Source organism: Roseomonas sp. CECT 9278 (assembly GCF_918698155.1).
Lineage (GTDB): Bacteria > Pseudomonadota > Alphaproteobacteria > Acetobacterales > Acetobacteraceae > Neoroseomonas.
The window spans coordinates 1-22,968 of sequence record NZ_CAKKLX010000062.1 but is presented as its reverse complement, the minus strand read 5'-3'; the positions used below and the strand labels follow the sequence as shown (position 1 = coordinate 22,968).

Below are 22,968 nucleotides of genomic sequence, written 5' to 3'. Positions count from 1 at the left end.
CCGCGTCAGGTGGGTATAAGAGACGGCGCCGCCGCTCGCCCCCGCCGCCGCCCCGCGCGCCGCGCCGCGGCCCATCGCGCCGCCCGACCCGGCGCTGCAGGAAGCCGGCCGCCACGGCATGCTGCCGCGCATCGGCGCCGACGGGCGCACGCCCATCCGCGCCTATGGCCGCGCCTTCGACCGCAGCGACACCCGCCCGCGCATCGCCATCGTGGTCGCCGATATCGGCCTGTCCGCCAGCGCCACCGACGATGCCATCCGCCGCCTGCCGCCCGGCGTCGCGCTGGCCGTCTCGCCCTATGCCCTGCGGCCGGGCCAGGCGGCGGAGCGCGCGCGCGAACGCGGCATGGAGACGCTGGTCTCGCTGCCCCTCGAACCCACCGGCTATCCGCTCAACGACCCCGGTGAGCGTGCCCTGCTGACCGGCCGGCCGATCGCCGAGAACCTCGACCAGCTCGACTGGTCGCTGGCGCGCTTCCAGGGCTATGTCGGCGCCATCGGCGTGGTGGCGGGGATGCGCGGCGAACGCTTCGCCGCCCTGCCCGAGGCGATCGGCGCCGTGCAGGAGGCGCTGTTCCGCCGCGGCCTGCTGTATGTCGACCCACGTCCGGGCGCGCCCGCGCCGGCGCGCGCCTGGGGCCGCGGCGTCGATGTCGTGCTCGACGAACCGGCGCGCACGCGCCACGAGATCGATCGCCGGCTGGCGGAGCTCGAACAGGTCGCGCGCGACCGCGGCACCGCGCTCGGCCTCGCCGGCGCACCCACGCCCGTGCTGGTCGAGGGCATCGCCGCCTGGGCAGTGGGGCTGGACCAGCGCGGCTTCGTCCTGGCCCCCGTCTCGGCGCTGATCCGCCGGCCGGAATCACCCCCCGGCGACACCACCGCCGCGCGTCCCGCGAGCCCCCAATGACCGCCCTGCCCTATCGCGCCAATGTCGGCGCCGTGCTGTTCAACGCCGCCGGCCTGGTGCTGGTGGCGCGCCGCGCCGACCTGCCGAATGCCGAGGGCGCGCCCGGCGGCTGGCAATTGCCCCAGGGCGGCATCGATGAGAACGAGGACCCCGCCGTGGCGGTGTTCCGCGAGCTGGAGGAGGAGGTCGGCACCGCCAAGGCGACCCTGCTGGCCGAACACCCGCGCTGGCTGACCTATGACCTGCCGCCGGAACTGCTCGGCCGCGCGCTTGGCGGGAGGTATCGCGGGCAGCGCCAGAAATGGTTCGCGCTGCGCTTCACCGGCGTGGATGCGGAGATCCGGCTCGACCTCGACCCGCATCCGGAATTCGATGCCTGGCGCTGGGCGCGGCTGGCGGAGCTGCCGTCGATGGCGGTGGCCTTCAAGCGCGCGATCTACCAGGACCTGGCGGTGGAATTCGCGCGCTTCGCGGCGTGATGCGGCGCGCGGCGGCGCCGGGCATGCGCGCGGCTTTCGTGGTGGCCGCGCCGTGCTGCCGGCAATTGCCCGCGGCCACCGCGCGATGCGGCCCGCCGCCAGCCGGGTGCGCCGCGCCGCGCCGTCAGCCGTGGCGCGCGAGGCGGATCGCCGCGGCGCCGGCACCATCCAGCAGCAGCAGCTCGGCGCCCTCGATCCGCCAGGCGCGCACCGTCGCCAGCGCGGCGTGGAAGCGTGCTTCCAGCGCCATCGCCGGCGGCTCGCAGGCCATGTTGGTCTGTGCCGCCGGGCCGAAGCGCAGCGCCGCGCCGTCCAGCACATAGCCCGCGTTGAATCGGTTGCAGCCGCCGCTGCCATGGGCGCGGCCCTGGCCATCGAAGGTGATGTCGGCACGCGGCGCGGCGGGCGCCCGCCACCCGCCGATCTCGCGCACCACCCAGGGCGCGCCGGCCAGGCTCGATGGCGCGGCGCCGACCAGCAGGATCTCCGCCGTGGTCCCGGCGCCGTGCGTCAGCACCGGATGCGCGGTGTCGCCGCGGAAGCGCAGCTGTCCGTCCACCGACAAACGCGCAACGAGGGTGTAGCTCCCGCGCGGGTCGATGCGCGCGGGGTCGAAGCGCAGCGTGAAGCGGATCGGCACCTGGCCGGTCGCCTCGACCCGCGTGCCGGCGAGCCGCGGTGCCGGCGCGTCGGCGCGGGAGGTGTCGCGCAATTCGACCTCGAGCACCGCGCCGGGCGGCAGCGCGATGCGTTCGCGATAGGTGGCGGTGCCGGTGATGGTGCCGTCCTGCGCGCGGGCGGCCTGCGGGGCCATGAGGGCGAGCGCGAGCGTCGCGCGGCGGGTGGTGTTCATCGCGCCAGGCTGCCAGCGCGCCGCGGCGCGATTGCGGCACGCGGCACCGGCCGCCGATGCAGCCGCGACCGTCCGCTCATGCATGCTGCGCATCGCGCCGGTCCGCAGCCGATGCGCGTCGCCTGGGCCATGGTGGCGTGGCGCCACCCGCGGCCATGCGACGGGAGGCGCGGTGCGCTCAGGCCCCGACCAGCAGGTCCCGCGCCGCATTCAGCCGTGCCGCCAGCCACGCGCTGCCGCCGTGATCCGGATGCGCGGTCCGCATCAGCCGGCGATGCGCGGCGCGGATCTCGGCCTCGGTGGCGCCCTCCGCCAGGCCCAGCACGGCCAGCGCCTCGGCCCGGGTCAGCGGGCCGTCCTGGACCGGCGGCGCGCCGTCGCGCCAATCGGGCTGCGCGCGGTCCAGCCAGGCTTCCAGCAGCGGCACGCTCTCGGGGTCCTCGGCGGCGCAATCGGCCAGCAGCGCGCGCAGCATCGGCAGGTCCAGCGCCGCGAGGTCCGAACCGGCAAACCGCCCGCGCTTCACCGTGCCCGTCATGCGCCCGCTGTCGTGGTGCAGCACCATCGCCAGCGTCGCGGTCTCGACCCGGCTCTCCTGGCCCGGGCTGGCCTGCCCGCCGCGCGAGAAGGTCCGCGCCGAGCGCCAGGACCGCAACGCCTGCACCAGCAGCGGCGCGAAGAACAGCAGCGACCAGATCGCCTGGAAGGCGCGCCCGCTGACCACCAGCGCCGCCACCAGCACCAGGCCGAGCCCGCCGGCGATCCAGGCCACCGTCGTCTTGACCGTCGCGACCGACGCCGTGGCGAAGCCGCGCAGCGCCACGATCAGCAGCAGCAGCGCCAGCGCGCCGAGCGCGAACGTGCTCATCGCCGCCCCCCCGGCGCGGGCAATTGCCCCGCGATGCGCGCCGCCGTCGCGCCCGGCAAGGCGGCCAGCGCCGCCCGCCCGCCGGCGGCAAACACCGCGACCGCCCGCAGCAGGTCCCGCAGCGCGCCCGCCGCGGCCGAATCGAAGGGCGCATAGGCGCCGCCCGAGACCTTCGCCACCTGGCGGAAGGCGTTCGCCGCGACCGGGTCGGCGCCCTCGTGGAAGCAGAAGACCGGCGTGCCGAACAGGCCGAGCTCGCCGGCCGCATGGCAGATCGCGTCGACATCCTCCTCGACCGCGTCGCCCACCAGCACCAGCGCGCCGACCTTCTCCTGGCGCGATTCCGCCAGGGCGTGCCGCAGCGCGCGCAGGATCTGCGTCTGCCCACCGAGGCACGTCACGGTGGACATCCGCCGCGCCAGCTCGGCGCCATCGGTCAGGAAGGGGGTCGCGGCGAATTCCATGAAGCCGCGCCAATAGGCCAGCGACACCGCCAGCCCGCCCAGGTCGCGGGTGGCCAGGAACATCTCCCCGGTCAGCGCGCAGGCGCGGTCCCAGGCCGGCTGGCGCGATGCCGTGGCGTCCACCGTGAAGATCAGCCGCCCGGGCCGGCCGCTGGCCGGGCGCGCGGCCGGCAGCCGCGCCACCCGGTCGAGGAAGGCTGCGACCTCGGGCGTCGGTCCGGGGCGGGTGGGCGGGCGGGTCATGGGGTCCGATCGTCGCGCATTCGTCCTGTCATGTGAAACCGCTCACACGCCGCGCCAAGGCCCGCCGCGCGAACGCTGGTGCGGAACCGCCGCGCAGGCTTTACTGCGTCGCCGCAACAGGAGGACACGCCGGATGCACGCAGCAGGCAGGATGGGCGCCACGGGCACGATGCGCGCGGTGATGCTCGCGACCGTGGCGGCGCTTGGCGTCTCCGGCGTCGCGCTGGCGCAGCCCAAGCCCGGACCGCAGGGGGCGCCCCAGCAGGCGCTGCCGACCGCCAAGCCGGCGCCGCTCGGCGCGCCGCAGCAGGTCCAGCCGGCGCCCCGCGCCACGCCGCCGCAGGGCCAGCCGGCGCCGCTGCATCCGCCCTTCTTCGCCCCGCCGCCCGCGGCGCAGGCGCCGCCGCCCGCCCGTGCCCAGGCGGCGCCGCAGGTCATCCCGCCCAACGAACCCGCGGCCGTGACGCGCCTGCGCAGCCTGCTCGGCGCCGATGTGCGGCTGTCCTATGCCAATGCCCAGGCGCTGGACGCCTCCGGCGAGCAGGTGCGCCTGACCGGCGTGGTGCTGGAACAGCGCAACAAGCGCGCCACGGCCGAGGAGGTCACGCTCAACGGCCTGCGCGCCGATGGTGTCGCCGAGGCGGTGATCCGCGGCTTTGCCACCACCGAGGACGGCAACCAGATGCGCGTCGCCATGGTGCGCGTGGCCGGCCTGACCGTGCCGCGCGACGGGTCCGGCGCGCCGCCGCGGCCCGAGCAGGTGCGGCTCGAATCGCTGCGCCTCGAAGGGGTCGAGAGCAGCGGCCAGGCGACCGTGCGCCTCGCGATGGCGTCGTTCGAGAACTGGGTGGCCGGCCAGCCCTCGCGCTTTGCGCTGCAGGGCCTCGACATCTCGCGCATCGAGGGTGGCGGGATGGTCGATGCGGTGCGCGTGGCGCGCGTCGCGTTCAACGGCGTGGACATCGCCTCGCTGCTCGGCGCGGTGATCCGCCAGGAACGCCCGAGCACGCTGGTGGGGCGCTCGGCGCTCGAGCTCGACGGGCTGGAACTGGCCGGTGGCGGCCGCCCGGTCGGGCGGATGACCGAGATGCGGATCGCCGCCGACGTCACCAAGCCCGACGGGTCCGGCACCGGCACCCTCGCCTTCCGCGGCATCCGCGTGGAGACGACGCCGATGATCGCCGCCTGGCTGACGCGCTTCGGCTACCAGGCGATCGACGCCGACATCACCTCCGCCACCACCTATGAGGGCGGCTCCGGACGGGTCGAGGTGACCGACCTGTCGCTCGCGGTGCGCGAGGCCGGCACGCTGTCGATCGCCTTCGCGCTCGACGGCCTCACGCAGGAGAGGATGCAGGCCGCCGACTTCGCGGCCACGCGGCTGATCTCGATGGGCCTGCGCTATGCCGATGCGTCGCTGTTCCAGCGCTTCATCGCGGCCCAGGCGCGCGAATCCCGCACGCCGGAGCCGCAGCTGCGCGAACAGTTCGCCGCCTTGGCGGGCGGCGCGATGTCGCAGCCGGGCGCGGCCGCGCTCGACCCGATCCGCGACGCGGTGCAGCGCTTCATCCGCGGCCAGGCGCGCACCATCGAGATCCGCGCGAATCCCCCGCGGCCGCTCGGCATGGCCGACATGCAGGGTGCCCCGCCGAGCCCGGCCGACGCGCAGCGCCTGTTCGGGATCACCGCCACGGCGCAGTGATGCGCCAGGCCGCGGCGCCGGACGCAACCGCGCGCAGTCCCGCTGCGGCGGCCGCGTGCGACACCGGGGCCCTGCCGGTGGCCGCGCGGCCGCCGGCGTGATGCACGGGCGGGCCGCGCCGTGCTGACCGCCTTCCGGCTGGTCTGGCGCCGGCGACGCTGGCGGCACGGCCGGCCGCGGCTGCGCCGGCCGGTGCTGTGGCTGGCGGCGATGGTGGCGATCTTCGCCGTCGCCATGGCCGCCTTCGAGGACATGCCGCCACAGGACAGCCTGTGGCTGGCGGTCGTCACGCTGACCACCGTCGGCTACGGCGACATCACGCCGAAGACCGGGGCAGGGCGCTTCGCCACCGTCCTGCTGCTGCTGCTGGGCGGCGTGTTCGTCGTGGCGAAGGTCGCGTCCGACTGGTTCGACTGGCGCGAGGAGGTACGCGCGCGCAGGCGCGCCGGAGCCTGGAGGTGGAACATGGAAGGGCATGTGCTGGTGATCGGCACGCCGGGCGGCGACGCGGCGCGCTTCTTCCACGCCCTGGTGCGCCAGCTGCGCGGGTCGCCGGGCTATCGCGACGCGCCGGTGCTGCTGCTGACGCGCGCCTTCGCGGCCAATGCCGGGGGCCTGCCGCAGGTGCTCTGCGACGACGACCTGGTGCATGTGAACGGCGCGCCGACCGACCACGACGCGCTCGGCATGGCCGATGCGCAGGCCGCCGCCGCGGTGATCGTGCTGGCCGAACGCGAGGACGACGCGGTGAGCGATGCGATCTCGGCCGACGTGGTCGCGCGGGTGCGCGCCATGGCGGCGGGTGCGGCGCCGGTGGTCGTCACGGAATGCGTGGACGACCGCAACCGGGCGCGGCTGATCGCCGCCGGCGCGGCCGCCGCGGTGCGCCCGCTGCGCAGCTATCCCGAGATGCTGGCCCGCGCGCTGGTCGCGCCCGGCGCCGAACGCCTGCTGGAGGACCTGTTCTCCTCCGAGGGCAACGAGCTGTTCCGCCTCGACCTGCCCGCACCCTATCGCGGACCCTGGGCTGGCGTGGCGGGGCTGCTGCTGGAGAAGGGGCTCGGCACCGCCATCGCCTATCGCCCGCCGGGCGGCGAGGTGGTGCTGAACCCCGCCGGCGGCCAGGCGATCGAGGCCGCCGCCGTCTATGTCATCCTGCGCGAGGAACAGAAGGCCGGCGCGCAGGACCTCGCCGGGCTGCTGGCGCGCGGCTGATCAGGCCTGCGCGTTCGCCTGCGCCACCGCCAGCGCCGTTACGTTGAGGATGCCGCGCGCCGTCACCGACGGCACCAGCACGTGGATCGGCTTGTTCATCCCGAGCAGCAGCGGCCCCAGCTGCAACCCGTCGGTCGCCGCCTTGACCAGGTTGAAGGCGATGTTGGCGGCGTCGATACCCGGCATCACCAGCAGGTTCGCCGCGCCCTCCAGCGTGCTGTCGGGCACCGACCGCGCACGGATCGCGGGGATCAGCGCGGCGTCGGCGTGCATCTCGCCATCCACCTCCAGCGTGCCGCCATGCATGCGGATCAGCGCCAGCGCCTCGCGCATCCGGCGCGCCGATGGCGCATGCGACGCCCCGAAGGACGAATGCGACAGCAACGCCACCTTGGGCGTGAGGCCGAAGGCGCGCACCTGCTCGGCCGCCAGCAGCGTCATCTCGGCGATCTGGTCGGCCGAGGGTTCGACGCACAGGTGGGTGTCCACCACGAACAGGTGTTCGCCCGCCCGCGTCACCACGCCCGACAGCGCATAGACCCGCCCCACATCGTCGCGCTTGCCGATGATGTCGAGCACATGCGCCCATTGGCCCATCCAGTCCCCGGTGCCGCCGCAGATCGCCGCATCCGCGTGCCCGGCCTCCAGCAGCAGGGACGCGGCGACGGCGGGGTCGGTGGCGACGCGGCGCTCGGCGGCTTCGGGCGGCGTGCCGCGACGGCCGACCTTGCGGCGATACAATTCGGTCAGCGGCGCGAACAGGGCATCCTCGGCCGCGGGGTCCACCACGCGGACGCTGTCGCCCAGGTGCATGCGCAGGCCGAGCGCCGCGACCTTCGCCTCGATCACCGCGCGGCGGCCGACCAGGATGGGCTCGGCGATGCCTTCATCCACCACGGACTGCACGGCGCGCAGCGTGCGCTCGTCCTCGCCTTCCGCGTAGACCACGCGCCGGGGGTTCTTGCGCGCCGCTTCGAAGACCGGGCGCATCAGGTTGCCCGAGCGGAAGACGTTGCGTTCGAGGTCGCGGCGATAGGCTGCGAAATCGGCGATCGGGCGCGCCGCCACGCCGCTGTCCATCGCCGCCCTGGCGACCGCCGGCGCGATCTCCAGGATCAGCCGCGGGTCGAAGGGCTTGGGGATGATGTAGTCCGGCCCGAACACCGGGGCGATGCCGCCATAGGCCGCCGCGACCACCTCGCTGGCCTCCACGCGCGCCAACGCCGCGATGGCATCGGCGGCGGCGATCTTCATCTCCTCGTTGATGGTGGTGGCGCCGCAGTCGAGCGCGCCGCGGAAGATGAAGGGGAAGCACAGGACGTTGTTGACCTGGTTGGGATAGTCCGTGCGGCCGGTCGCGACGATGGCGTCCGGCCGCGCGGCGCGCACCGCCTCAGGCAGGATCTCGGGCTCGGGGTTGGCCAGCGCCAGCACCAGCGGCTTCGGCGCCAGCAGCTTCAGCCATTCGGGCCGCAGCACCCGCGGCGCCGACAGGCCGAGGAAGATGTCCGCGCCCGGCAGCACGTCTTCCAGCGTGCGCGCCGCGGTGGCTTGCGCGTAGCGGGCGCGATAGGGGTCGAGGTCGTTGCGCCCCGTATGGATCACGCCGCCGATGTCGCAGATCGTGACGTTCTCGCGCTTCAGCCCCATCGACACCAGCAGGTCGAGACACGCCAGCGCCGCCGCGCCGCCGCCGGTGTTCACCAGCTTCACATCCTCCAGCCGCTTGCCCTGCAGCAGCAGCCCGTTGCGCACGGCGGCGGCGACGATGATGGCGGTGCCGTGCTGGTCGTCGTGGAAGACCGGGATCTTCATGCGCGCGCGCAGCGCGGCCTCGATCACGAAGCATTCGGGCGCCTTGATATCCTCGAGGTTGATGGCGCCGAAGGAGGGTTCGAGGGCGGCGACAACCTCGATGAACTTCGCCGGGTCGCGTTCCTCGACCTCGATGTCGATGGAATCGATGCCGGCGAACTTCTTGAACAGGACGGCCTTGCCCTCCATCACGGGCTTGGAGGCCAGCGCGCCGATCGCGCCCAAGCCCAGCACCGCCGTGCCGTTGGTGATGACCGCCACCATGTTGCCGCGCGCGGTATAGTCATAGGCGGTGGCCGGGTCGGCGGCGATCGCCTCGCAGGCGGCGGCGACGCCGGGCGAATAGGCAAGGCCGAGGTCGCGCTGCGTCGCCATGCGCTTGGTGGGTTCGATCGCCAGCTTCCCGGGGCGCGGGAGCCGGTGGTAGTCGAGCGCCGCGCGCCTGAAGTCCTCGTCCATGTCGGTCACCTCCGCGGGCACGATAGCCGTTGCGGCGCGCCGCGTCAGGCCGCACCGCAGCTTGCTGGCGGCGGGCCCCGACGCTAGACCGGTCCGATCGGACCCGAACGCACCGCACAGGTCGCCGCAATGCCCGCGAGGCAGCACACCGCCCCTGCCCGCCCTTGGCGCGGCGACGCCAGCCCCGGCAGCGCGCATGCTCGGCATTCCTGAACTCGCGGAATCGATCCCGTCGCTGGGGCGCTTCGCGCTGCTGCTGATGATGGTGGCGATCGCGCCCTTCCTGGCGCGGCGCGCGCGGGTGCCGGACTGCGTCGGCTACATCATGGTGGGCGTGATCGCCGGGCCGCATCTGCTCGGCATCGCGCCGCACCATGCGCAGGTGGCGGACTTCTTCGCCAACCTCGGCAAGCTGCTGCTGATGTTCTTCGTCGGGCTCGAAATCGACATGCGGCAGTTCAACCAGCACCGCAACCGCGCCGCAGGCTTCGGGCTGCTGACCTTCGCGCTGCCCATGGCGGCCGGCACCGCGGTCGGCATCGTGTTCGGCTATTCGATGGTCTCGGCGCTGCTGATCGGCTCGCTGCTCGCCTCCCACACGCTGATCGCCTTCCCGATCGTGAGCGCGGCAGGGCTGACCAACCGGCCGTCCGTCACGGTCACGGCGGGGGCGACGGTGCTGACCGACATGCTCTCCCTGCTGGTGCTGGCGGCGTGCCTGTCGGCGCATCGCAGCGGCTTCGACCCGGCGGCGCTCGCGCGCCAGGTGGCGGAGCTGGTGGCCTTCGCGGCGCTGATGGTGTTCGTGCTGCCGATCCCCGCGCGGGCGATCGAACGGCGCCTGGGCAGCAACGAGGAAGCACGCTTCATCGTGCTGCTGATGGTCGTGTGCATCGCCGCGACGCTGGCCGAGGCGATCGACCTGGAAGGCATCATCGGCGCCTTCCTTGCGGGCCTTGCGGTGAACCGAGCGACGGTCGGCACCGAGGCGCGCCACCGCCTGGAATTCGTCGGCCGCGCGCTGTTCATCCCGGCCTTCTTCGTGGTGACCGGCTACCTGGTCGACCTGGTGGTGCTGGGCCGCACGCTGGTGCAGGGGCTGCCGATGGTGGTCGCGGTGGTGGGCGGGTTGGTCGCGTCCAAATGGGCGGCGGCCGAGATCGCCGGGCGCGCCTGGCGCATGGGCGGGGACGACCGACTGCTGATGGCCTCGCTGACCATGCCGCAGGTGGCTGCCACCCTGGCCGCCGCGCTGGTCGGCTACGATGCGGTCAATGCCGCGGGCGAACGCCTGCTGGACCAGGCGATGCTGAACACGGTGCTGGTGCTGGTGGTGGCGACATCGGTGCTGGGCCCGATCCTGACCGAGCGGGCGGTGCGGCGGATCAAGGACGCGCCCGCCGGCTGAGGCCGGCAGCCGGCGACGCCGCCGCCAGAATACGCCGGGGGATCAGGAGACTGGTGCGGTCGAGAAGATTCGAACTTCCACAGGGTTTCCCCTACCAGCACCTCAAGCTGGCGCGTCTACCATTCCGCCACGACCGCAAACCGGGTAGAGGGCGCGGCGTATAACCCATGGACGCGCTGGCATCAACCGAGGACCCGGAGTGGATCATCTCCGAGGGCCGCATCCCTTACCAGGCCGCGCTGGCGGCGATGGAGGCGCATGTCGGCGCCATCCGCGCGGGCACCGGGCGTGAACGGGTCTGGCTGGTCGAACACGACCCCACCTACACGGCCGGCACCTCGGCCCGGCCCGAGGACCTGCACGATGCCCGCTTCCCGGTGTTCAACGCGGGGCGCGGCGGGCAGTGGACCTATCACGGGCCGGGGCAGCGCACGGGATACGTGATGCTGGACCTGCAGCAGCGGCACGGGTCGGTGCCGGCGCGGGATGTGCGGGCGTATGTGCATGGCCTCGAGGAATGGCTGATCCGCGCGCTGGATCGCTTCAACATCCGGGCGGAACGGCGGGCGGGGCGCGTGGGGCTGTGGGTGCCCAACCGCAGCGGGGGCGAGGACAAGATCGCGGCGATCGGCGTGCGGGTGACACGCTGGGTGACCTGGCACGGGGTGGCGCTGAACGTGGAGCCGGAACTGTCCCACTTCGGCGGGATCGTGCCGTGCGGGGTCGCGGAGCACGGGGTGACGAGCATCGCGGCGCAGGGGGTGGTGGCGACGATGGCGGAAGCGGACGCGGCGCTGCGGGGGGCTTGGGGAGAGGTGTTCGGGGGCGGGTGAAGAAGGTCAGGGGGAGCCGACTCCCCCTGAAACCCCTTCCTTTTTTTGGCCGTTGGTGCAGGCGCCCGGGGGACCAGCACAATCAACCAAAAAAGGGATGGGGGTCCGGGGGAAGTTCCCTTCCCCCGGCCTTCTCCTAGCGCGCCGCCCCGATGATCCCGAGGTCCAACGCCTCGCACGCCGCCCCCAGCTCCGCCTCGCACGCCAGCACCCCGCGCCGCTGCACCACCCGCAGCGCGCCCGCCACCCGCGCCTCGAACAGCGCCAGATTCTCCCCGGTCCCGAACCGCGACGGAAACGCCACCCCCGCATGCCGCGCCGGATGCCGCCAGAAGGCCGTCGCCCAGGCGCGCGACAGCGCGTGGCTTGCCGCACCGACCACGTCGGTCGGCACGCGGGACCGCGCCAGGGCGGCGCCGCGCAGATCCACCAGGCGCAGCGGGCGGGTCACTTCGATCTCGGCGCAGTCCCACAGGGCCAGTTCGGCCTGCGCGACCAGGAAGGGGCCGGGCGCGGCGTTGGCGCGGTCGCGCAGCAGGGTTTCCTGCAGGCACAGGCTGAAGGTCGCGCCGAGGTAGATCGGCCGCCAGCGCGCCGCCCTGCCGCGATCGGCCGCGGGGTCGGAAAAGCGGGACGGTCCGGGGCCGGTGCCGAGCGCATCGGGGTGGGCGCGGCGGACGAAGCGGAAGCGCCGCGTGCCGGCCGGCAGGGTGGTGGTGGCCAGGCGCAGCGTGGCGGCGGCGCGGGGCGGACGGGCGCGCGCCCGCCGGTCGGTCACGCGCCGGCGGGGCCGAAGGTGGCGCCACGCCGCGCGAGGGCCAGGGCCTGGTCGGCCAGGCGCGGGTCGTGCAGCGCGGCGATGCCGCTGTGGCTGCCCAGTTCGGGGTGCGTGGCGCGCAGGAAGCGGAAGGCGGCCCAGGGTTCGCCGAGCGCCGCCAGCAGCGCCGGCAGGGCCGCGGGCGGGCGGCCGTCGGGGCCGATCTGCCAGGCCGGGAAGCGCACGCCGCGCTTCGCCCCTTCGAGGCCAAGGAGCTCGCCGCGGCGGCGCTTCTGATGCACGGCCTCGCGCGTCATGCCGAGGCGTTCCGCCATCGCGTCGGAGGAGAGCATGTCGGGTGCGGCGAGGATCCCGGCCGCCGCGGCGGCGCCGCGGGCATAGGCGCGGGCGAGGTCGGTGCCGGGGGTGGGCGATGCGCGCCCCGCGCGGGCGGGCGTTTCACGCTCCGCCGTGTCCCGCTGCGGGACAATGACGAAGCGGGCGGTGCTGCCGGCCCCGGCGGGCCTGAGGGCGAGCGTCACCGCCTGGCCGCTGCGCAGCATGGCGTCGGCGCCGCGCGCGATGGCGGACAGGGCGCGCTCGGCTTCGTCGGGCGACAGGCCGCGCGGCACGGAGACCTGCGGCGCCCGGCGCTGCGGGCGGCGCGATGCGGCGGTGGGAAGCGTGGCGGTGGTCATGCCGGGACTATCGTCCCGGCAGGGCATTTCGTCAAGTTCGTCAAGTGGACTGGGAGCCCAGCCGGACAACGGGCAGTGGACGGGGGCTGTCCCCGGTCCGACCCCCGGCCAGGTCGGTTCACCTGGTCGGGCAAACGACCCTGGCGCCATTTCCGCGCGCTCTGGCTCGCTGCAATGGCTCCAGAGCCGCTTCCGTTCGCCTTGGCTCAGGACAACGGCTCTAGACCATTGTTCTTGCGAGCATCCATACCGGACCAGGTGATTCCATCTGGTCGGGGTCTGCCCTACCGCCCGCGCTTCAAAAACGCCGGCGCCGACGACCCATCGCGAAAATCCCCTTCCCGCCACGACCTATCCCGCCGCGGCGCTTCCGCCTGGCTGCCGGTGCTGGACGGGCGGCGGCGCGCGGCCTCGCCCGCATGCGGGCGGGCGGGTTGCGCGTCGCGCTTGGGTTCCGCCGCCACTCCATGCCCGGCCGGGCGGTGCTGCGGCTGGCGCGGCTGCTGCGCCTGGCGCTGCGGCTTGCGGTGCTGCTGCTGGCGCGGCGGGCGCGGGGCTTCCTTCGGCTGGGCGGCGATCTCCTCGGCCGTCGCACCCGGGCGGGTTTCGGCCGGGATGGTCTGGCGGATCAGCTTCTCGATCGCGCGCAGCTTGTCGCGGTCCTCGTGGCTGCACAGCGCGACCGCTTCGCCCGAAGCCCCCGCGCGGGCGGTGCGGCCGATGCGGTGCACGTAGGTCTCGGGCACTTCCGGCAGGTCGAACTGGATGACGTGCGTCACGCCATCCACGTCGATGCCGCGGGCCGCGATGTCGGTCGCGACCAGCACCGGGGCGGAGCCGTCGCGGAAGGCGGCCAGCGCACGCTCGCGCGCGTTCTGCGCCTTATTGCCATGGATGGCGCTGGCGGCGATGCCGTCCATGTCCAGGTGCTTCACGATGCGGTCGGCACCGTGCTTGGTGCGGCTGAACACCAGCGTGCGGCCGACACCCTCGCCGCGGATGATCTCGGCCAGCACGCGCCGCTTGCCCGAGGCCGGGACGTGGATGACGCGCTGGGCCACCTTCTCGGCGGTGGTGGCCACGGGGGCGACCGACACGCGCTCGGGGTTGCGCAGCATCTCGGCGGCCAGGCGGTTGATCTCGGTGGGCATGGTGGCGCTGAAGAACAGCGTCTGGCGCTCGGCCGGGATGGCCTTCACCAGGCGGCGGATGGCCGGCAGGAAGCCCTTGTCGAGCATCTGGTCGGCTTCATCCAGCACCAGCGTGTTCACGTGGTCCAGGCGGCCGGCGTTCTGGTCGAGCAGGTCCTGCAGGCGGCCGGGCGTCGCCACCAGGATATCGACGCCGCGCGCCAGCGCGGTGCGCTGCGGGCCGAAGCCCACGCCGCCGAAGATGACCGCGACGGTCAGGCCAAGGTGGCGGCCATAGGTGCGGATGCTGTCGGCGATCTGCGAGGCCAATTCGCGCGTCGGCGACAGGATCAGCACGCGGCAGCCGCCGCGCGGCGGGCGGCCCGGGGTGGCAGCCAGGCGGTGCAGGATCGGCAGGCCGAAGGCCGCGGTCTTGCCGGTGCCGGTCTGTGCGATGCCGAGCAGGTCGCGCCCCGCCAGCACCGACGGGATGGCCTGGGCCTGGATGGGGGTGGGGTTGGTGTAGCCTTCCTCGGCCAGGGCCTGGAGGATGCGGGGGTCGAGGCTCAGCGCCTCGAACGTCGTGGTCACGATTCAATCCCTGTCAGGCGCGTGCGGTGCACGTCGCTGCAGTCAGAAAACCCCGCGGGATTGGGGTGGTCCGATGGGTGGCGCGCCATCCCCGGCCCGGGCCCGCACCGCGCTTCACGCCTTCTGCGAAGGGAAGCGGCGGGGACCGATCACGCGGCCGGGCGGCGCGTGGCGCGCGGAGGTCTCCGCGCGATGGGCGACCTTATGCCCCTTCGCAGGTGCGAAAAGCAAGCGGAATCGCGGGCAGCGAGCGGCGGCCGCGGGCCGGCATGTCGTGCTGGCGCGCCGTGGCACCCGCCGGCATGGACACCGGCCGGCCAGCAGAGCTGGTGTATCCTGGGCGCGGGCGGGCCGGTCCCGGCAGGCCCGAAGGGTCCCGAGCGTCGTGCCCCGAAGACCGTCGGTTCTGCCGACGACCGGAAGCGAACAGCGGAACCCTGAAACCCAGGCCGAGCAGCCTGATGACGAAGGCCGAAGGACGTCGGGTTCAGGACACGAGCGCCTTGGCTCGCCACACCTCCTGGCATCCGCGCGCATCCCGGCCCGATCGGCACCCGTCCTACGGCACGCCCAGCATCATCCGCGGCGGCGGGGTGGTCTCGAAGCGGACCTCGCGCACCCCGACCACGCCCTCGGCCAACACGCGCAGGGCGCGCAACGCCTCCTGCGACCCCAGGAAGCCGTGGAAGCTCACCACGCCGTCCTGCACCATCGGAAACACGAAGCGCGTGCTGATCCAGGGCTGCTCGGCCATGGCGGCGTAGATGGCGCGGCGGATGCGCGGGTCCGATGCCTCGGCCTCGGCGCCGCAGCCCACCGGCGCCATCACCGCGCGCAGCAGGTCGGCGCGCGAGACCACGCCGACCAGCACGCCGTCGCGCACCACCGGCACGCGGCGGATGCGGCGCGTCTCCAGGATATGGGCCACTTCCTCGACCGTCGCCTCCTCGGTCACGGTCGCGAGGTCGGTGCTCATGAGGTCGCGCACGCGCCGGCCATGGGCGCGCGCGTAGCTGGTGGCCTGCGCGGCATTGGCCCCCAGCAGCGCCGCGAGGAACGAGGCCGGCTTGTCCTCGCGTGCAGACAGGCGGCGCATCAGGTCGCCATCGGTGACCAGGCCGACCAGGCGGCCATCGGCATCCACCACGGGCGCGCCGGAGACGTGGCGGTCGGCCATCAGCGTGGCGAGCGCGTCGGTCGGCATGTCGGGCGGTACGGTGACGAGCTCGGTGGTCATGATGTCCCGGGCGCGCATGGAGTTCCTCCTTGGTGCGACCGGGGCAGGATGTGCGCGGCGGGGTGGCGGCGCCTTGACGCGCCTCAAGATTCCAGCCGGATGCCTTCCTCGCGGATCAGGGCTTCGAACTGGGCGCGCTCGGCCGCCAGGAAGCGGGCGAAGGCGGCGGGGCCCTCGGCCGCCGGCTGCAGGCCCAGCGCATCGAGGCGCGGGCGCAGCGCCGGCTGGTTCACCGCATCCGCCGCGGCGGCGGCGATGCGCGCGATGGTCGGCGCCGGTGTGGCGGCCGGCGCCAGCATCCCGAGCCAATCGCCGATCGCGAAGCCATCGAAGCCCTGTTCGGCCACCGTCGGCACCTCCGGCAGCGCCGGGAAGCGCGCGGCGGAAGACACCGCGACGGCGCGCAGCCGCCCGTCGCGCACCAGCGGCGTGGCGAGCGCGGGGGAGGTGAAGCCCATCGGCGTATCCCCGCGCAGCAGCCCGGCGATCTGGTCGGCGCCGCCGCGATAGGGAATGTGCTCGCCGCGCAGGCCGGCGCGCTTCAGCAGTTGCGCCATGGCCAGGTGGACGCGCGCGCCGATGCCGACCGACCCGTAGCGCGCCTGCGCGGGGTCGGCGCGCAGCGCCGCGAGCAGTTCGGGCAGCGTGGTGGCGGGGAATTCGGCGCGCACCACCAGCACCAGCGGCAGCGTGGCCAGCAGCGTCACCGGTGCGAGGTCCCGCACATAGTCGAAGGACAGGCCGCGCAGCAGGAAGGGGTTCACCGACTGCCCGCCGGAATCGAGCAGCAGCGTGGTGCCGTCCGGCGCGGATTGCGCGACATGGCCCGCGCCGACCGCGCCCGAGGCGCCGGAGCGGTTCTCCGGCGTGACGGTGGCGCCGAGCAGCTCGGTCATGCGCGGGGCGATGAGGCGGCCGAGGATGTCGGTGGACCCGCCGGGCGGGAAGGCGATGACCAGGCGGGTCGGGCGGTCCTGCGCGAGCGCGGGGGTGGCGAGCGGCAGGGCGAGGAGGGTGCGGCGGAACATGCCCCGCGGCGTGACGCCGGCGCGCCCGCGCGTCAAGTGACCGTCGCGTGTCACGCCGCGGGTGCGGGCATGTGAGCGCGCACCATCGCGCGCAGCGCGTCGACCTGGGCGGCCGCGATGCCGCGGCGCGGGATGACGATGGCGAGCGTCTCGCCCAGCATCACCAGCAGGAGATCCGGCGTCTCCTGCAGCCCCGTGACGGCCGCCCAGCCATAGAAGCTCTGGCTATGGGCTCCGCCCAGCGCGATGCCCCGCGCGGTCGCCTCGATGCGCTTGCGCCCGAGCGCCGCCTCGCGTGCCGGCTGCCCGACCATGGCGCGCACCACGCGCCGGACATTCCAGCGGTGCAGTGCATAGGCGGCCGGCGTCAGCAGCAGCGCCACCACGGCAACCGAGGCGACCGGCACCAGCAGATGCACCGTCCAGTCGAACGCGCCCCAGCCGAAGCTCAGCAGGTTCAGCACCACGCACAGCGCCAGCAGCAGCCCGTAGATGGCGACCAGCTGCCGCCGCCAGCGCGCGCGCAGCCGCGGGCTGAAGGCGAGATGCAGGTTGAAGGCCTCGATGTCGGGCAGGGTCACGTCGACGTCGAGGACCACGCTCTCGGGCGGGGGGGCATCCATCGGCACCATCGATGCCCTGCGGCCGCGCCGCGCACAAGGCGCCCGCGCGGCCGGCGATGGATCGGCGCGCCGATGCGGCGCAAGATCGGGCCATGGCACAAGATCCCGCCCCCGCACCGGACCTGTTCGGCGACGCCCCCGCGCCCCCGGCCGCCGAGGCCGCCCGCCCCCTGGCGGACCGGCTGCGCCCGCGCGTGCTGGCCGAGGTGGTCGGCCAGGACCACCTGCTCGGCGGCGAAGGCGCCATCGCGCGGATGCTCGCGCGCGGGTCGCTCGCCTCGTTGATCCTGTGGGGCCCGCCCGGGGTGGGCAAGACCACCATCGCGCGGCTGCTGGCCGAGGCCGCCGGGCTGCGCTTCACGGCGCTGTCAGCGGTGTTCTCGGGCGTGGCGGACCTCAAGCGCGCCTTCGACGAGGCGCGCGCGCGCAAGTCGAACGGCGTCGCGCCTCAGGCGCGCGGGAAGCAGGGTGGCACGCTGCTGTTCGTGGACGAGATCCACCGCTTCAACCGCGCCCAGCAGGACGGCTTCCTGCCGGTGGTCGAGGACGGCACCGTGACGCTGATCGGCGCCACCACCGAGAACCCGTCCTTCGCGCTGAACGGCGCGCTGCTGTCGCGCTGCCAGGTGATGGTGCTCAAGCGCCTGGACGATGCCGCGCTGGACCTGCTGCTGGACCGCGCCGAGGCCGAGACCGCGCGCCCCCTGCCGCTGCAGCCCGAGGCGCGCGGCACGCTGCGCGCCATGGCCGATGGCGACGGGCGCTACCTGCTGAACATGGCGGAGCAATTGTTCGCGCTGCCGGAACGCACGACGCCGCTCGACATCGCCGCGCTGTCCACGCTGCTGGCCAAGCGCGCCGCGCTCTACGACAAGGACCGGGAGGAGCACTACAACCTCATCTCCGCGCTGCACAAATCCATGCGCGGCAGCGACCCGGACGCCGCGCTGTACTGGTTCGCGCGCATGCTCACGGGCGGCGAGGACCCACGCTTCATCGCGCGCCGCCTGACGCGCTTCGCCGCCGAGGATGTCGGCATGGCCGACCCGCGCGCCCTGCCGCTGGCGATCGCGGCGTGGGAAACCTACGAACACCTGGGGTCGCCCGAGGGCGAGCTGGCCTTGGCGCAACTGGTCGTCCACCTCGCCACCGCGCCGAAATCCAACGCCGTCTATGCCGCCTTCAAGGCCGCGATGGCCGCGGCGCGCGAGACGGGGTCGCTGATGCCGCCCGCCCATATCCTGAACGCGCCGACGAAGCTGATGAAGGAGATCGGCTACGGCGCCGGCTATGCCTACGACCACGACGCCGAGGACGCCTTCTCCGGCCAGGACTACTTCCCGGACGGCATGAAGCGCCAGGCCTTCTACCGCCCGACCGACCGCGGCGCGGAAGCCGCCATCGGCGAACGCATGGCGCGCTGGGACCAGCTGCGCCGCCAGCGCAAGCGCGGCTGATGCCGGCGGTGAGCCTGCAGGGCGTGCTGCTGGTCGCACTCGGCGGCGCGCTGGGGTCGGTGCTGCGCTATGGCGTGTCGCTGGCCGGCTTGGCGCTGTTCGGTGCCGGTTTTCCCTGGGGCACGCTGGCGGTGAACATCATCGGCAGCGCGGCGATCGGCGCGCTGGCGGCGATCGGGATCGACGGCCACGCGCGCGCGCTGCTCATTCCCGGCTTCCTCGGCGGCTTCACCACCTTCTCGGCCTTTTCGCTGGAGGCGACCTTCCTGTGGGACCGATCGCCCGCGCTGGCGGCGCTGTATGTCGCGCTCAGCGTCGGGCTCGGGCTCGCGGCCTGCCTGGTCGGGTTCTGGCTGTTCAGGCGGTAGCGCGCCCGTCCCAGATTCGGGCGGGGATGAACACCTCGCCGGCCATGATCTTGCGCGCGGTGCGCAGCGTGCCGCCGCCCAGAACTTCGACGGCATCGTTGCCGGCGCGGCGCGTCGTGATCACCGCCTCCATCTGCCCGGTGGGGTGTTCCAGCACCACCGTCTCGCGCTCGTTCGGGCCGATGCGCGCGAGGGGATGCGCCACCGTGCCCGGCAGCATGGCGGCGGTGGCGATGCAGATGCCACCCGTCACCGCCATCGCCTCGTGGCAGGCCAGCGGCGTGAAGTAGCGCGCGGCGATCCCCGTCCCGCCCGCGGGTTCCGCCACCATGGCGAATTTCGGCATCACCTTGCCCGCCACGTCGCCCATGCCCATGGCCGCCCCCGCGGCGCGGCGGATGGCCTCGATCCGCGCCATGAAGTCGCGGTCGGCGTCGAGCTCCTTCGCGGATTCCCGCGCGGTCTTGCCGAGGTCCGCCGCACGCGCGATCACCACCGGCATCGCGACATCGAGGCAGGTGACGGCCACGCCCTCGATCACGTCCTGCGCATTGCCGGTCGGCATCAGCCGGCCCGTGGCGCCGCCCACCGCATCGGCGAAGTTCAGCACCACCGGGGCGGCGGTGCCGGGCACGCCGGCGATGGCGGTGTCGCCGTCATAGGTCACCTCACCGCCCGGGGTCTGCACCACCGCCTCGATCAATGCCCCGGTGTTGACGGCGCGGATGCGCACGCGGGTCTCGCCGTGTTCCACCGGCACGAGGCCGCGCTCGATGGCGAAAGGACCGATGCCCGACAGCATGTTCCCGCAGGTCGGCCCGAAATCGACGAAGGCCTTGTCCACCGACACCTGCGCGAACAGGTAGTCGACCTGCTGCTTCTCCCCCGGAGCGGCCGGGGAGACGATGCAGACCTTGCTGGTCAGCGTGGTGGACCCGCCCAGCCCGTCGATCTGCCGCGCATCCGGCGATCCCATGGCGGCGAGCAGCACCTGCGCGATGCCCTCGCGCGTTGGCGGCAGGTCGGCGGCCAGGAAGTACGGGCCGCGGCTGGTGCCGCCGCGCATGAAGGTGCAGGGGATGGCGGTCTGTCGGGTCATGGCGGTAGGATACGACCCGCGCGCCCCGCCGCAAGGCGTGACCCGCGGCACAGCGCTGCCGCGCGCGCTGGCCATGCTGCCGGCCACGGAGGTGCCGCCATGAAGCCCGTCGTGATCCTTGCCCTGCTGCTCGCCACCGCCGCGCTGCCGGCGCGCGCACAGGCCGCGCTCGCCGCCTGCGCCGACGAGCGCCGCACCGCCGAGGCTCGCATCGGGTCCTGCACGGAGGCGCTGCGCCTGGCCCTGCCGGATACCGCCCGCGCCGAGGCGCTGCGCCGCCGGGCTGCGGCGCGCCTGGACGTTGCGCTGGCGCGCAGCGCGGCGTCGCCGCGGGGCGACATCGAGGCAAGCCTGCCACCCGCGGTGCTGGACTCGGCGCTGGAGGACATCGAGGCATCGCTCGACCTCACGCCACATCCCGACGCGCTGATGACGCGCGCCATGATCGGGCTGTGGCGCGGCGAGATCTCGCGCGCCGCGCGCGCCGCCGCGCTGCGTCGCGATGAGGCTGGGTTGCTGGCCGCGCTCAGTGCCGCGATCGCCGCCGATCCGCGCAGCTGGGAGGCCGTGCTGCTGCGCGGCGCGCGCCGCGCCATGGCCGGGCTGCCCGGCGCGCAGGAGGACATGGCACGGGCGCGCACCCTGTTTTTCGGCCCAGGGTACTGAGGGCGGGCGGAGGACGGCCCCTGACGTCGCCGCGCGTGGCACTGCGCGACGCGCGGCGCTAGACTGCGGCCATGGCCGTCACCACACGCACCGTCTGGGCATCCGAGCGCGACACCCGCCTCGACCGCTGGTTCCATCGCCACTTCCCGCAGCTCACGCAGGGCGCGCTGCAGAAAATGCTGCGCACCGGGCAGATCCGCGTCGATGGCAAGCGGGTCGAATCGAACACCCGCCTGCTGGGCGGCCAGCAGGTCCGCATCCCGCCGATGCCCGAGGGCCAGGCGCCCAAGGCCGAGCCCAAGCCGGTCGACCCGCATGACGCGGTCGCGCTGCAGCGCCTGGTGATCTACCGCGACGACAGCGTGATCGCCATCGACAAGCCGCAGGGCCTGCCGGTGCAGGGCGGCCCGGGCATCGCCAAGCATGTCGATGGCCTGCTCGACGCGCTGCGCTTCGGCAGCGACGAACGCCCGCGCCTGGTGCATCGGCTGGACCGCGACACCACCGGCGTGCTGCTGCTGGCGCGCACCCCGGCCGCCGCCGCCGCCCTGGCGCGCGCCTTCCGCGGGCGCGACGTGCAGAAGACCTACTGGGCCATCGTGGTCGGCCGCCCGCATCCGCTGGAAGGGCGGATCGACATGGCGCTGATCAAGCAGGGCGGCGCCCAGGGCGAACGCACCGTGCCCTCCGATGCGCGGGAAGCGACGCGCGCCGTCACGCTGTATCGCACCGTCGATTCCGCGCAGAAGCGTGCCGCGCTGCTGGAACTGACGCCGCTGACCGGCCGCACCCACCAGTTGCGCGTGCACTGCGCCGCGGCGTTGAACTGCCCGATCCTGGGCGATGGCAAGTATGGCGGCGCCGCCGCGCATCCCGATGGCTTCGGCGACCGCACGCTGCACCTGCATGCCCGCGCGCTGCACCTGCCGCACCCCGATGGCGGCACGCTGGAGCTGGCCGCCCCCCTGCCGCCGCACATGAAGGAGACCTTCACCTTCCTGGGCTTCGACAAGCCGCGCACGCCACCCTGCCGGCGGCGCGCCTGAGGGCCGGGCGATGCGCTGGCTGAAATGGGCAGGCGGGGCGCTGGCGGTGCTGGTGCTGCTGGCCGGCGGGGGCGTCTATGCGCTGGTCGCGGCGATCGGGTCGGGCAGCCTGACGCCGCGCATCGCCGCCGCGATCGAAGGTGCCACCGGGCGCATGGCGACGCTCGGCGCGGTCTCGCTGCGGCCGGGGCTGGTGCCCGCGGTCACGGTGGATGGCGCGACGCTCGCGAACCTGCCGGGCGGCAGCCGGCCCGAGATGGCGACGATCCGCCGGCTGGACGTGCAGGTCGCGCTGCTGCCGCTGCTGCGCGGCGCGGTCGATATCCGCGCCATCGCCATCGAGGGCGCCGACATCCTGCTGGAACGCACGGCGGATGGCGCACCAAACTGGGTCTTCCGCGCCGCGCCGCGCCCGGACGGGCCAGCGCCGGAGCCCGGCACCGCCCGCGCGCCGTCCCCACGCCGCGCGGTCGCGATCGCCGCGATCACCCTGGCCGACAGCCGCATCACCCTGCCCGACCCGCGCCTGGGCACGCTCACGGTGACGCAGGCGCGGCTGACCGGCTTCGGCGGCGGCGGCCCGGTCGCCTTCGCGGGTGACGTCGCGCTGCACGGCGTGGCCGGGCGGCTTTCCGCCGAGACCGGCGCGCTGCCGATCGCGGGCGACACGCCCTGGCCGTTCCGCGCCGCGCTGGCGGTGGGCGCCAACCGCATCACCGCCGAGGGGCGGCTGGGCGAACCCGTCGCGCTGGCCGCGATCGTGCCGGAACCCGCCGCGCTGCGCCCGCTGGCCGAGGCGCTGGCCCGCGGCGCCACGCTGCCCGGCGCCTTGCCGCCGCTCGAAGCCGCCGCGCGCCTCGCGCCGGACATGGCGCTGTCCGACCTGGCGGTGACCGTCGGCCCGCTCGACCTGGGCGCGGCCATGCCGGGGCTGGTGGTGACGCGCCTCGCGGCGCGCGCGCCGGCGCCGGGCGGGCCGGTCGAGATCACCCTGGCGGCGACCCGCGCCGGCCTGGCGC

General features: G+C 74.2%; 22 protein-coding genes and 1 tRNA gene. 11 read left to right on the top strand and 12 right to left on the bottom strand.

What is annotated here, in order from left to right; all coding sequences use genetic code 11:
- Positions 1-118 precede the first annotated feature (118 nt).
- Both LQ222_RS23830 and LQ222_RS23825 read left to right on the top strand, forming a co-directional pair.
- Positions 119-910: a divergent polysaccharide deacetylase family protein gene (locus tag LQ222_RS23830; protein ID WP_230169369.1), complete on the top strand. Its 792-nt coding sequence runs from the start codon at positions 119-121 to the stop codon at positions 908-910.
- Complete coding sequence (locus tag LQ222_RS23825) at positions 907-1,389, top strand: RNA pyrophosphohydrolase (protein ID WP_230169368.1); 483 nt, start codon at positions 907-909, stop codon at positions 1,387-1,389. Before LQ222_RS23830 ends, LQ222_RS23825 begins: the two co-directional genes overlap by 4 nt.
- Before the next feature lie 124 nt (positions 1,390-1,513).
- Here the strand turns inward: LQ222_RS23825 and LQ222_RS23820 are convergent, their stop codons facing one another.
- The 3 genes from LQ222_RS23820 to LQ222_RS23810 form a co-directional block, all read right to left on the bottom strand.
- Positions 1,514-2,242: a YbaY family lipoprotein gene (locus LQ222_RS23820; RefSeq protein WP_230169367.1), complete on the bottom strand. Its 729-nt coding sequence runs from the start codon at positions 2,240-2,242 to the stop codon at positions 1,514-1,516.
- Between the two features lie 178 nt (positions 2,243-2,420).
- A complete protein-coding gene (locus tag LQ222_RS23815) occupies positions 2,421-3,110 on the bottom strand; it encodes a hypothetical protein (RefSeq protein WP_230169366.1) in 690 nt (229 codons plus the stop codon).
- On the bottom strand, positions 3,107-3,817 hold the full coding sequence (locus LQ222_RS23810) for a VWA domain-containing protein (protein ID WP_230169365.1): 711 nt from the start codon (positions 3,815-3,817) through the stop codon (positions 3,107-3,109). The genes LQ222_RS23815 and LQ222_RS23810 overlap by 4 nt, the downstream gene beginning before the upstream one ends.
- 133 nt (positions 3,818-3,950) lie before the next feature.
- Between LQ222_RS23810 and LQ222_RS23805 the strand changes: the two genes are divergently transcribed.
- Together LQ222_RS23805 and LQ222_RS23800 are read left to right on the top strand one after the other, a co-directional pair.
- The gene (locus tag LQ222_RS23805) at positions 3,951-5,519 is read left to right on the top strand and encodes a proline-rich domain-containing protein (protein WP_230169364.1); all 1,569 of its coding nucleotides are present in this window, start codon (positions 3,951-3,953) and stop codon (positions 5,517-5,519) included.
- A 120-nt stretch (positions 5,520-5,639) separates the two neighbouring features.
- A complete protein-coding gene (locus LQ222_RS23800; RefSeq protein WP_230169363.1) occupies positions 5,640-6,734 on the top strand; it encodes a potassium channel family protein in 1,095 nt (364 codons plus the stop codon).
- Here the strand turns inward: LQ222_RS23800 and LQ222_RS23795 are convergent, their stop codons facing one another.
- A complete protein-coding gene (locus LQ222_RS23795) occupies positions 6,735-9,008 on the bottom strand; it encodes an NADP-dependent malic enzyme (protein WP_230169362.1) in 2,274 nt (757 codons plus the stop codon). It abuts the gene before it with no gap.
- A gap of 196 nt (positions 9,009-9,204) precedes the next feature.
- Here LQ222_RS23795 and LQ222_RS23790 point away from each other — a divergent pair, with 196 nt between their 5' ends.
- The gene (locus LQ222_RS23790) at positions 9,205-10,416 is read left to right on the top strand and encodes a cation:proton antiporter (RefSeq protein ID WP_230169361.1); all 1,212 of its coding nucleotides are present in this window, start codon (positions 9,205-9,207) and stop codon (positions 10,414-10,416) included.
- A gap of 51 nt (positions 10,417-10,467) precedes the next feature.
- On the opposite strand, the gene LQ222_RS23785 is transcribed toward LQ222_RS23790, so the two are convergent.
- A tRNA-Leu gene (locus tag LQ222_RS23785) sits at positions 10,468-10,553 on the bottom strand.
- A gap of 30 nt (positions 10,554-10,583) precedes the next feature.
- Here LQ222_RS23785 and lipB point away from each other — a divergent pair.
- Complete coding sequence (gene lipB / locus LQ222_RS23780; RefSeq protein ID WP_230169360.1) at positions 10,584-11,249, top strand: lipoyl(octanoyl) transferase LipB; 666 nt, start codon at positions 10,584-10,586, stop codon at positions 11,247-11,249.
- A gap of 136 nt (positions 11,250-11,385) precedes the next feature.
- On the opposite strand, the gene LQ222_RS23775 is transcribed toward lipB, so the two are convergent.
- From LQ222_RS23775 to LQ222_RS23750, 6 genes are all read right to left on the bottom strand, one after another.
- The gene (locus tag LQ222_RS23775; RefSeq protein ID WP_230169359.1) at positions 11,386-12,027 is read right to left on the bottom strand and encodes an RES family NAD+ phosphorylase; all 642 of its coding nucleotides are present in this window, start codon (positions 12,025-12,027) and stop codon (positions 11,386-11,388) included.
- Entirely contained in the window at positions 12,024-12,704 is a 681-nt protein-coding gene (locus LQ222_RS23770) for a hypothetical protein (RefSeq protein ID WP_230169358.1), read from the bottom strand. Before LQ222_RS23770 ends, LQ222_RS23775 begins: the two co-directional genes overlap by 4 nt.
- 284 nt (positions 12,705-12,988) lie before the next feature.
- Complete coding sequence (locus tag LQ222_RS23765) at positions 12,989-14,425, bottom strand: DEAD/DEAH box helicase (RefSeq protein ID WP_230169357.1); 1,437 nt, start codon at positions 14,423-14,425, stop codon at positions 12,989-12,991.
- A 559-nt stretch (positions 14,426-14,984) separates the two neighbouring features.
- Positions 14,985-15,680 (bottom strand): CBS domain-containing protein, encoded by a 696-nt coding sequence (locus tag LQ222_RS23760; RefSeq protein WP_230169356.1) that lies wholly within the window; start codon positions 15,678-15,680, stop codon positions 14,985-14,987.
- Positions 15,681-15,745: 65 nt separating this feature from the next.
- Positions 15,746-16,690, bottom strand: coding sequence for a tripartite tricarboxylate transporter substrate binding protein (locus LQ222_RS23755; protein ID WP_230169355.1), 945 nt, complete (start codon positions 16,688-16,690; stop codon positions 15,746-15,748).
- A 50-nt stretch (positions 16,691-16,740) separates the two neighbouring features.
- Positions 16,741-17,313, bottom strand: a complete 573-nt coding sequence (locus tag LQ222_RS23750) for a YcxB family protein (RefSeq protein WP_230169354.1) — start codon at positions 17,311-17,313, stop codon at positions 16,741-16,743.
- A gap of 92 nt (positions 17,314-17,405) precedes the next feature.
- Between LQ222_RS23750 and LQ222_RS23745 the strand changes: the two genes are divergently transcribed.
- The gene (locus LQ222_RS23745) at positions 17,406-18,770 is read left to right on the top strand and encodes a replication-associated recombination protein A (RefSeq protein ID WP_230169353.1); all 1,365 of its coding nucleotides are present in this window, start codon (positions 17,406-17,408) and stop codon (positions 18,768-18,770) included.
- Positions 18,770-19,138 carry a CrcB family protein gene (locus LQ222_RS23740; protein ID WP_230169352.1) on the top strand — a complete coding sequence of 123 codons (369 nt, stop codon included), beginning with the start codon at positions 18,770-18,772 and terminating at the stop codon, positions 19,136-19,138. Before LQ222_RS23745 ends, LQ222_RS23740 begins: the two co-directional genes overlap by 1 nt.
- Here LQ222_RS23740 and LQ222_RS23735 read toward each other — a convergent pair.
- Complete coding sequence (locus tag LQ222_RS23735) at positions 19,128-20,237, bottom strand: 4-oxalomesaconate tautomerase (RefSeq protein ID WP_230169351.1); 1,110 nt, start codon at positions 20,235-20,237, stop codon at positions 19,128-19,130. The genes LQ222_RS23740 and LQ222_RS23735 overlap by 11 nt on opposite strands.
- Before the next feature lie 99 nt (positions 20,238-20,336).
- Here LQ222_RS23735 and LQ222_RS23730 point away from each other — a divergent pair, with 99 nt between their 5' ends.
- The 3 genes from LQ222_RS23730 to LQ222_RS23720 form a co-directional block, all read left to right on the top strand.
- The gene (locus LQ222_RS23730) at positions 20,337-20,903 is read left to right on the top strand and encodes a hypothetical protein (RefSeq protein ID WP_230169350.1); all 567 of its coding nucleotides are present in this window, start codon (positions 20,337-20,339) and stop codon (positions 20,901-20,903) included.
- A 71-nt stretch (positions 20,904-20,974) separates the two neighbouring features.
- Positions 20,975-21,949, top strand: coding sequence for an RluA family pseudouridine synthase (locus LQ222_RS23725; protein ID WP_230169349.1), 975 nt, complete (start codon positions 20,975-20,977; stop codon positions 21,947-21,949).
- A gap of 10 nt (positions 21,950-21,959) precedes the next feature.
- Positions 21,960-22,968: AsmA family protein (locus LQ222_RS23720; protein WP_230169348.1), on the top strand; the 1,009-nt coding region annotated here is incomplete at its 3' end.

What these genes read in the sequence shown, in the direction of transcription:
- LQ222_RS23830 (WP_230169369.1), top strand. Translation starts at nt 119, where the DNA reads ATGCTGCCGCGCATCGGCGCCGACGGGCGCACGCCCATCCGCGCCTAT.
- LQ222_RS23825 (WP_230169368.1), top strand. Translation starts at nt 907, where the DNA reads ATGACCGCCCTGCCCTATCGCGCCAATGTCGGCGCCGTGCTGTTCAAC.
- LQ222_RS23820 (WP_230169367.1), bottom strand. Translation starts at nt 2,242, where the DNA reads ATGAACACCACCCGCCGCGCGACGCTCGCGCTCGCCCTCATGGCCCCG.
- LQ222_RS23815 (WP_230169366.1), bottom strand. Translation starts at nt 3,110, where the DNA reads ATGAGCACGTTCGCGCTCGGCGCGCTGGCGCTGCTGCTGCTGATCGTG.
- LQ222_RS23810 (WP_230169365.1), bottom strand. Translation starts at nt 3,817, where the DNA reads ATGACCCGCCCGCCCACCCGCCCCGGACCGACGCCCGAGGTCGCAGCC.
- LQ222_RS23805 (WP_230169364.1), top strand. Translation starts at nt 3,951, where the DNA reads ATGCACGCAGCAGGCAGGATGGGCGCCACGGGCACGATGCGCGCGGTG.
- LQ222_RS23795 (WP_230169362.1), bottom strand. Translation starts at nt 9,008, where the DNA reads ATGGACGAGGACTTCAGGCGCGCGGCGCTCGACTACCACCGGCTCCCG.
- LQ222_RS23790 (WP_230169361.1), top strand. Translation starts at nt 9,205, where the DNA reads ATGCTCGGCATTCCTGAACTCGCGGAATCGATCCCGTCGCTGGGGCGC.
- lipB (WP_230169360.1), top strand. Translation starts at nt 10,584, where the DNA reads ATGGACGCGCTGGCATCAACCGAGGACCCGGAGTGGATCATCTCCGAG.
- LQ222_RS23770 (WP_230169358.1), bottom strand. Translation starts at nt 12,704, where the DNA reads ATGACCACCGCCACGCTTCCCACCGCCGCATCGCGCCGCCCGCAGCGC.
- LQ222_RS23760 (WP_230169356.1), bottom strand. Translation starts at nt 15,680, where the DNA reads ATGCGCGCCCGGGACATCATGACCACCGAGCTCGTCACCGTACCGCCC.
- LQ222_RS23755 (WP_230169355.1), bottom strand. Translation starts at nt 16,690, where the DNA reads ATGTTCCGCCGCACCCTCCTCGCCCTGCCGCTCGCCACCCCCGCGCTC.
- LQ222_RS23750 (WP_230169354.1), bottom strand. Translation starts at nt 17,313, where the DNA reads ATGGATGCCCCCCCGCCCGAGAGCGTGGTCCTCGACGTCGACGTGACC.
- LQ222_RS23745 (WP_230169353.1), top strand. Translation starts at nt 17,406, where the DNA reads ATGGCACAAGATCCCGCCCCCGCACCGGACCTGTTCGGCGACGCCCCC.
- LQ222_RS23740 (WP_230169352.1), top strand. Translation starts at nt 18,770, where the DNA reads ATGCCGGCGGTGAGCCTGCAGGGCGTGCTGCTGGTCGCACTCGGCGGC.
- LQ222_RS23735 (WP_230169351.1), bottom strand. Translation starts at nt 20,237, where the DNA reads ATGACCCGACAGACCGCCATCCCCTGCACCTTCATGCGCGGCGGCACC.
- LQ222_RS23730 (WP_230169350.1), top strand. Translation starts at nt 20,337, where the DNA reads ATGAAGCCCGTCGTGATCCTTGCCCTGCTGCTCGCCACCGCCGCGCTG.
- LQ222_RS23725 (WP_230169349.1), top strand. Translation starts at nt 20,975, where the DNA reads ATGGCCGTCACCACACGCACCGTCTGGGCATCCGAGCGCGACACCCGC.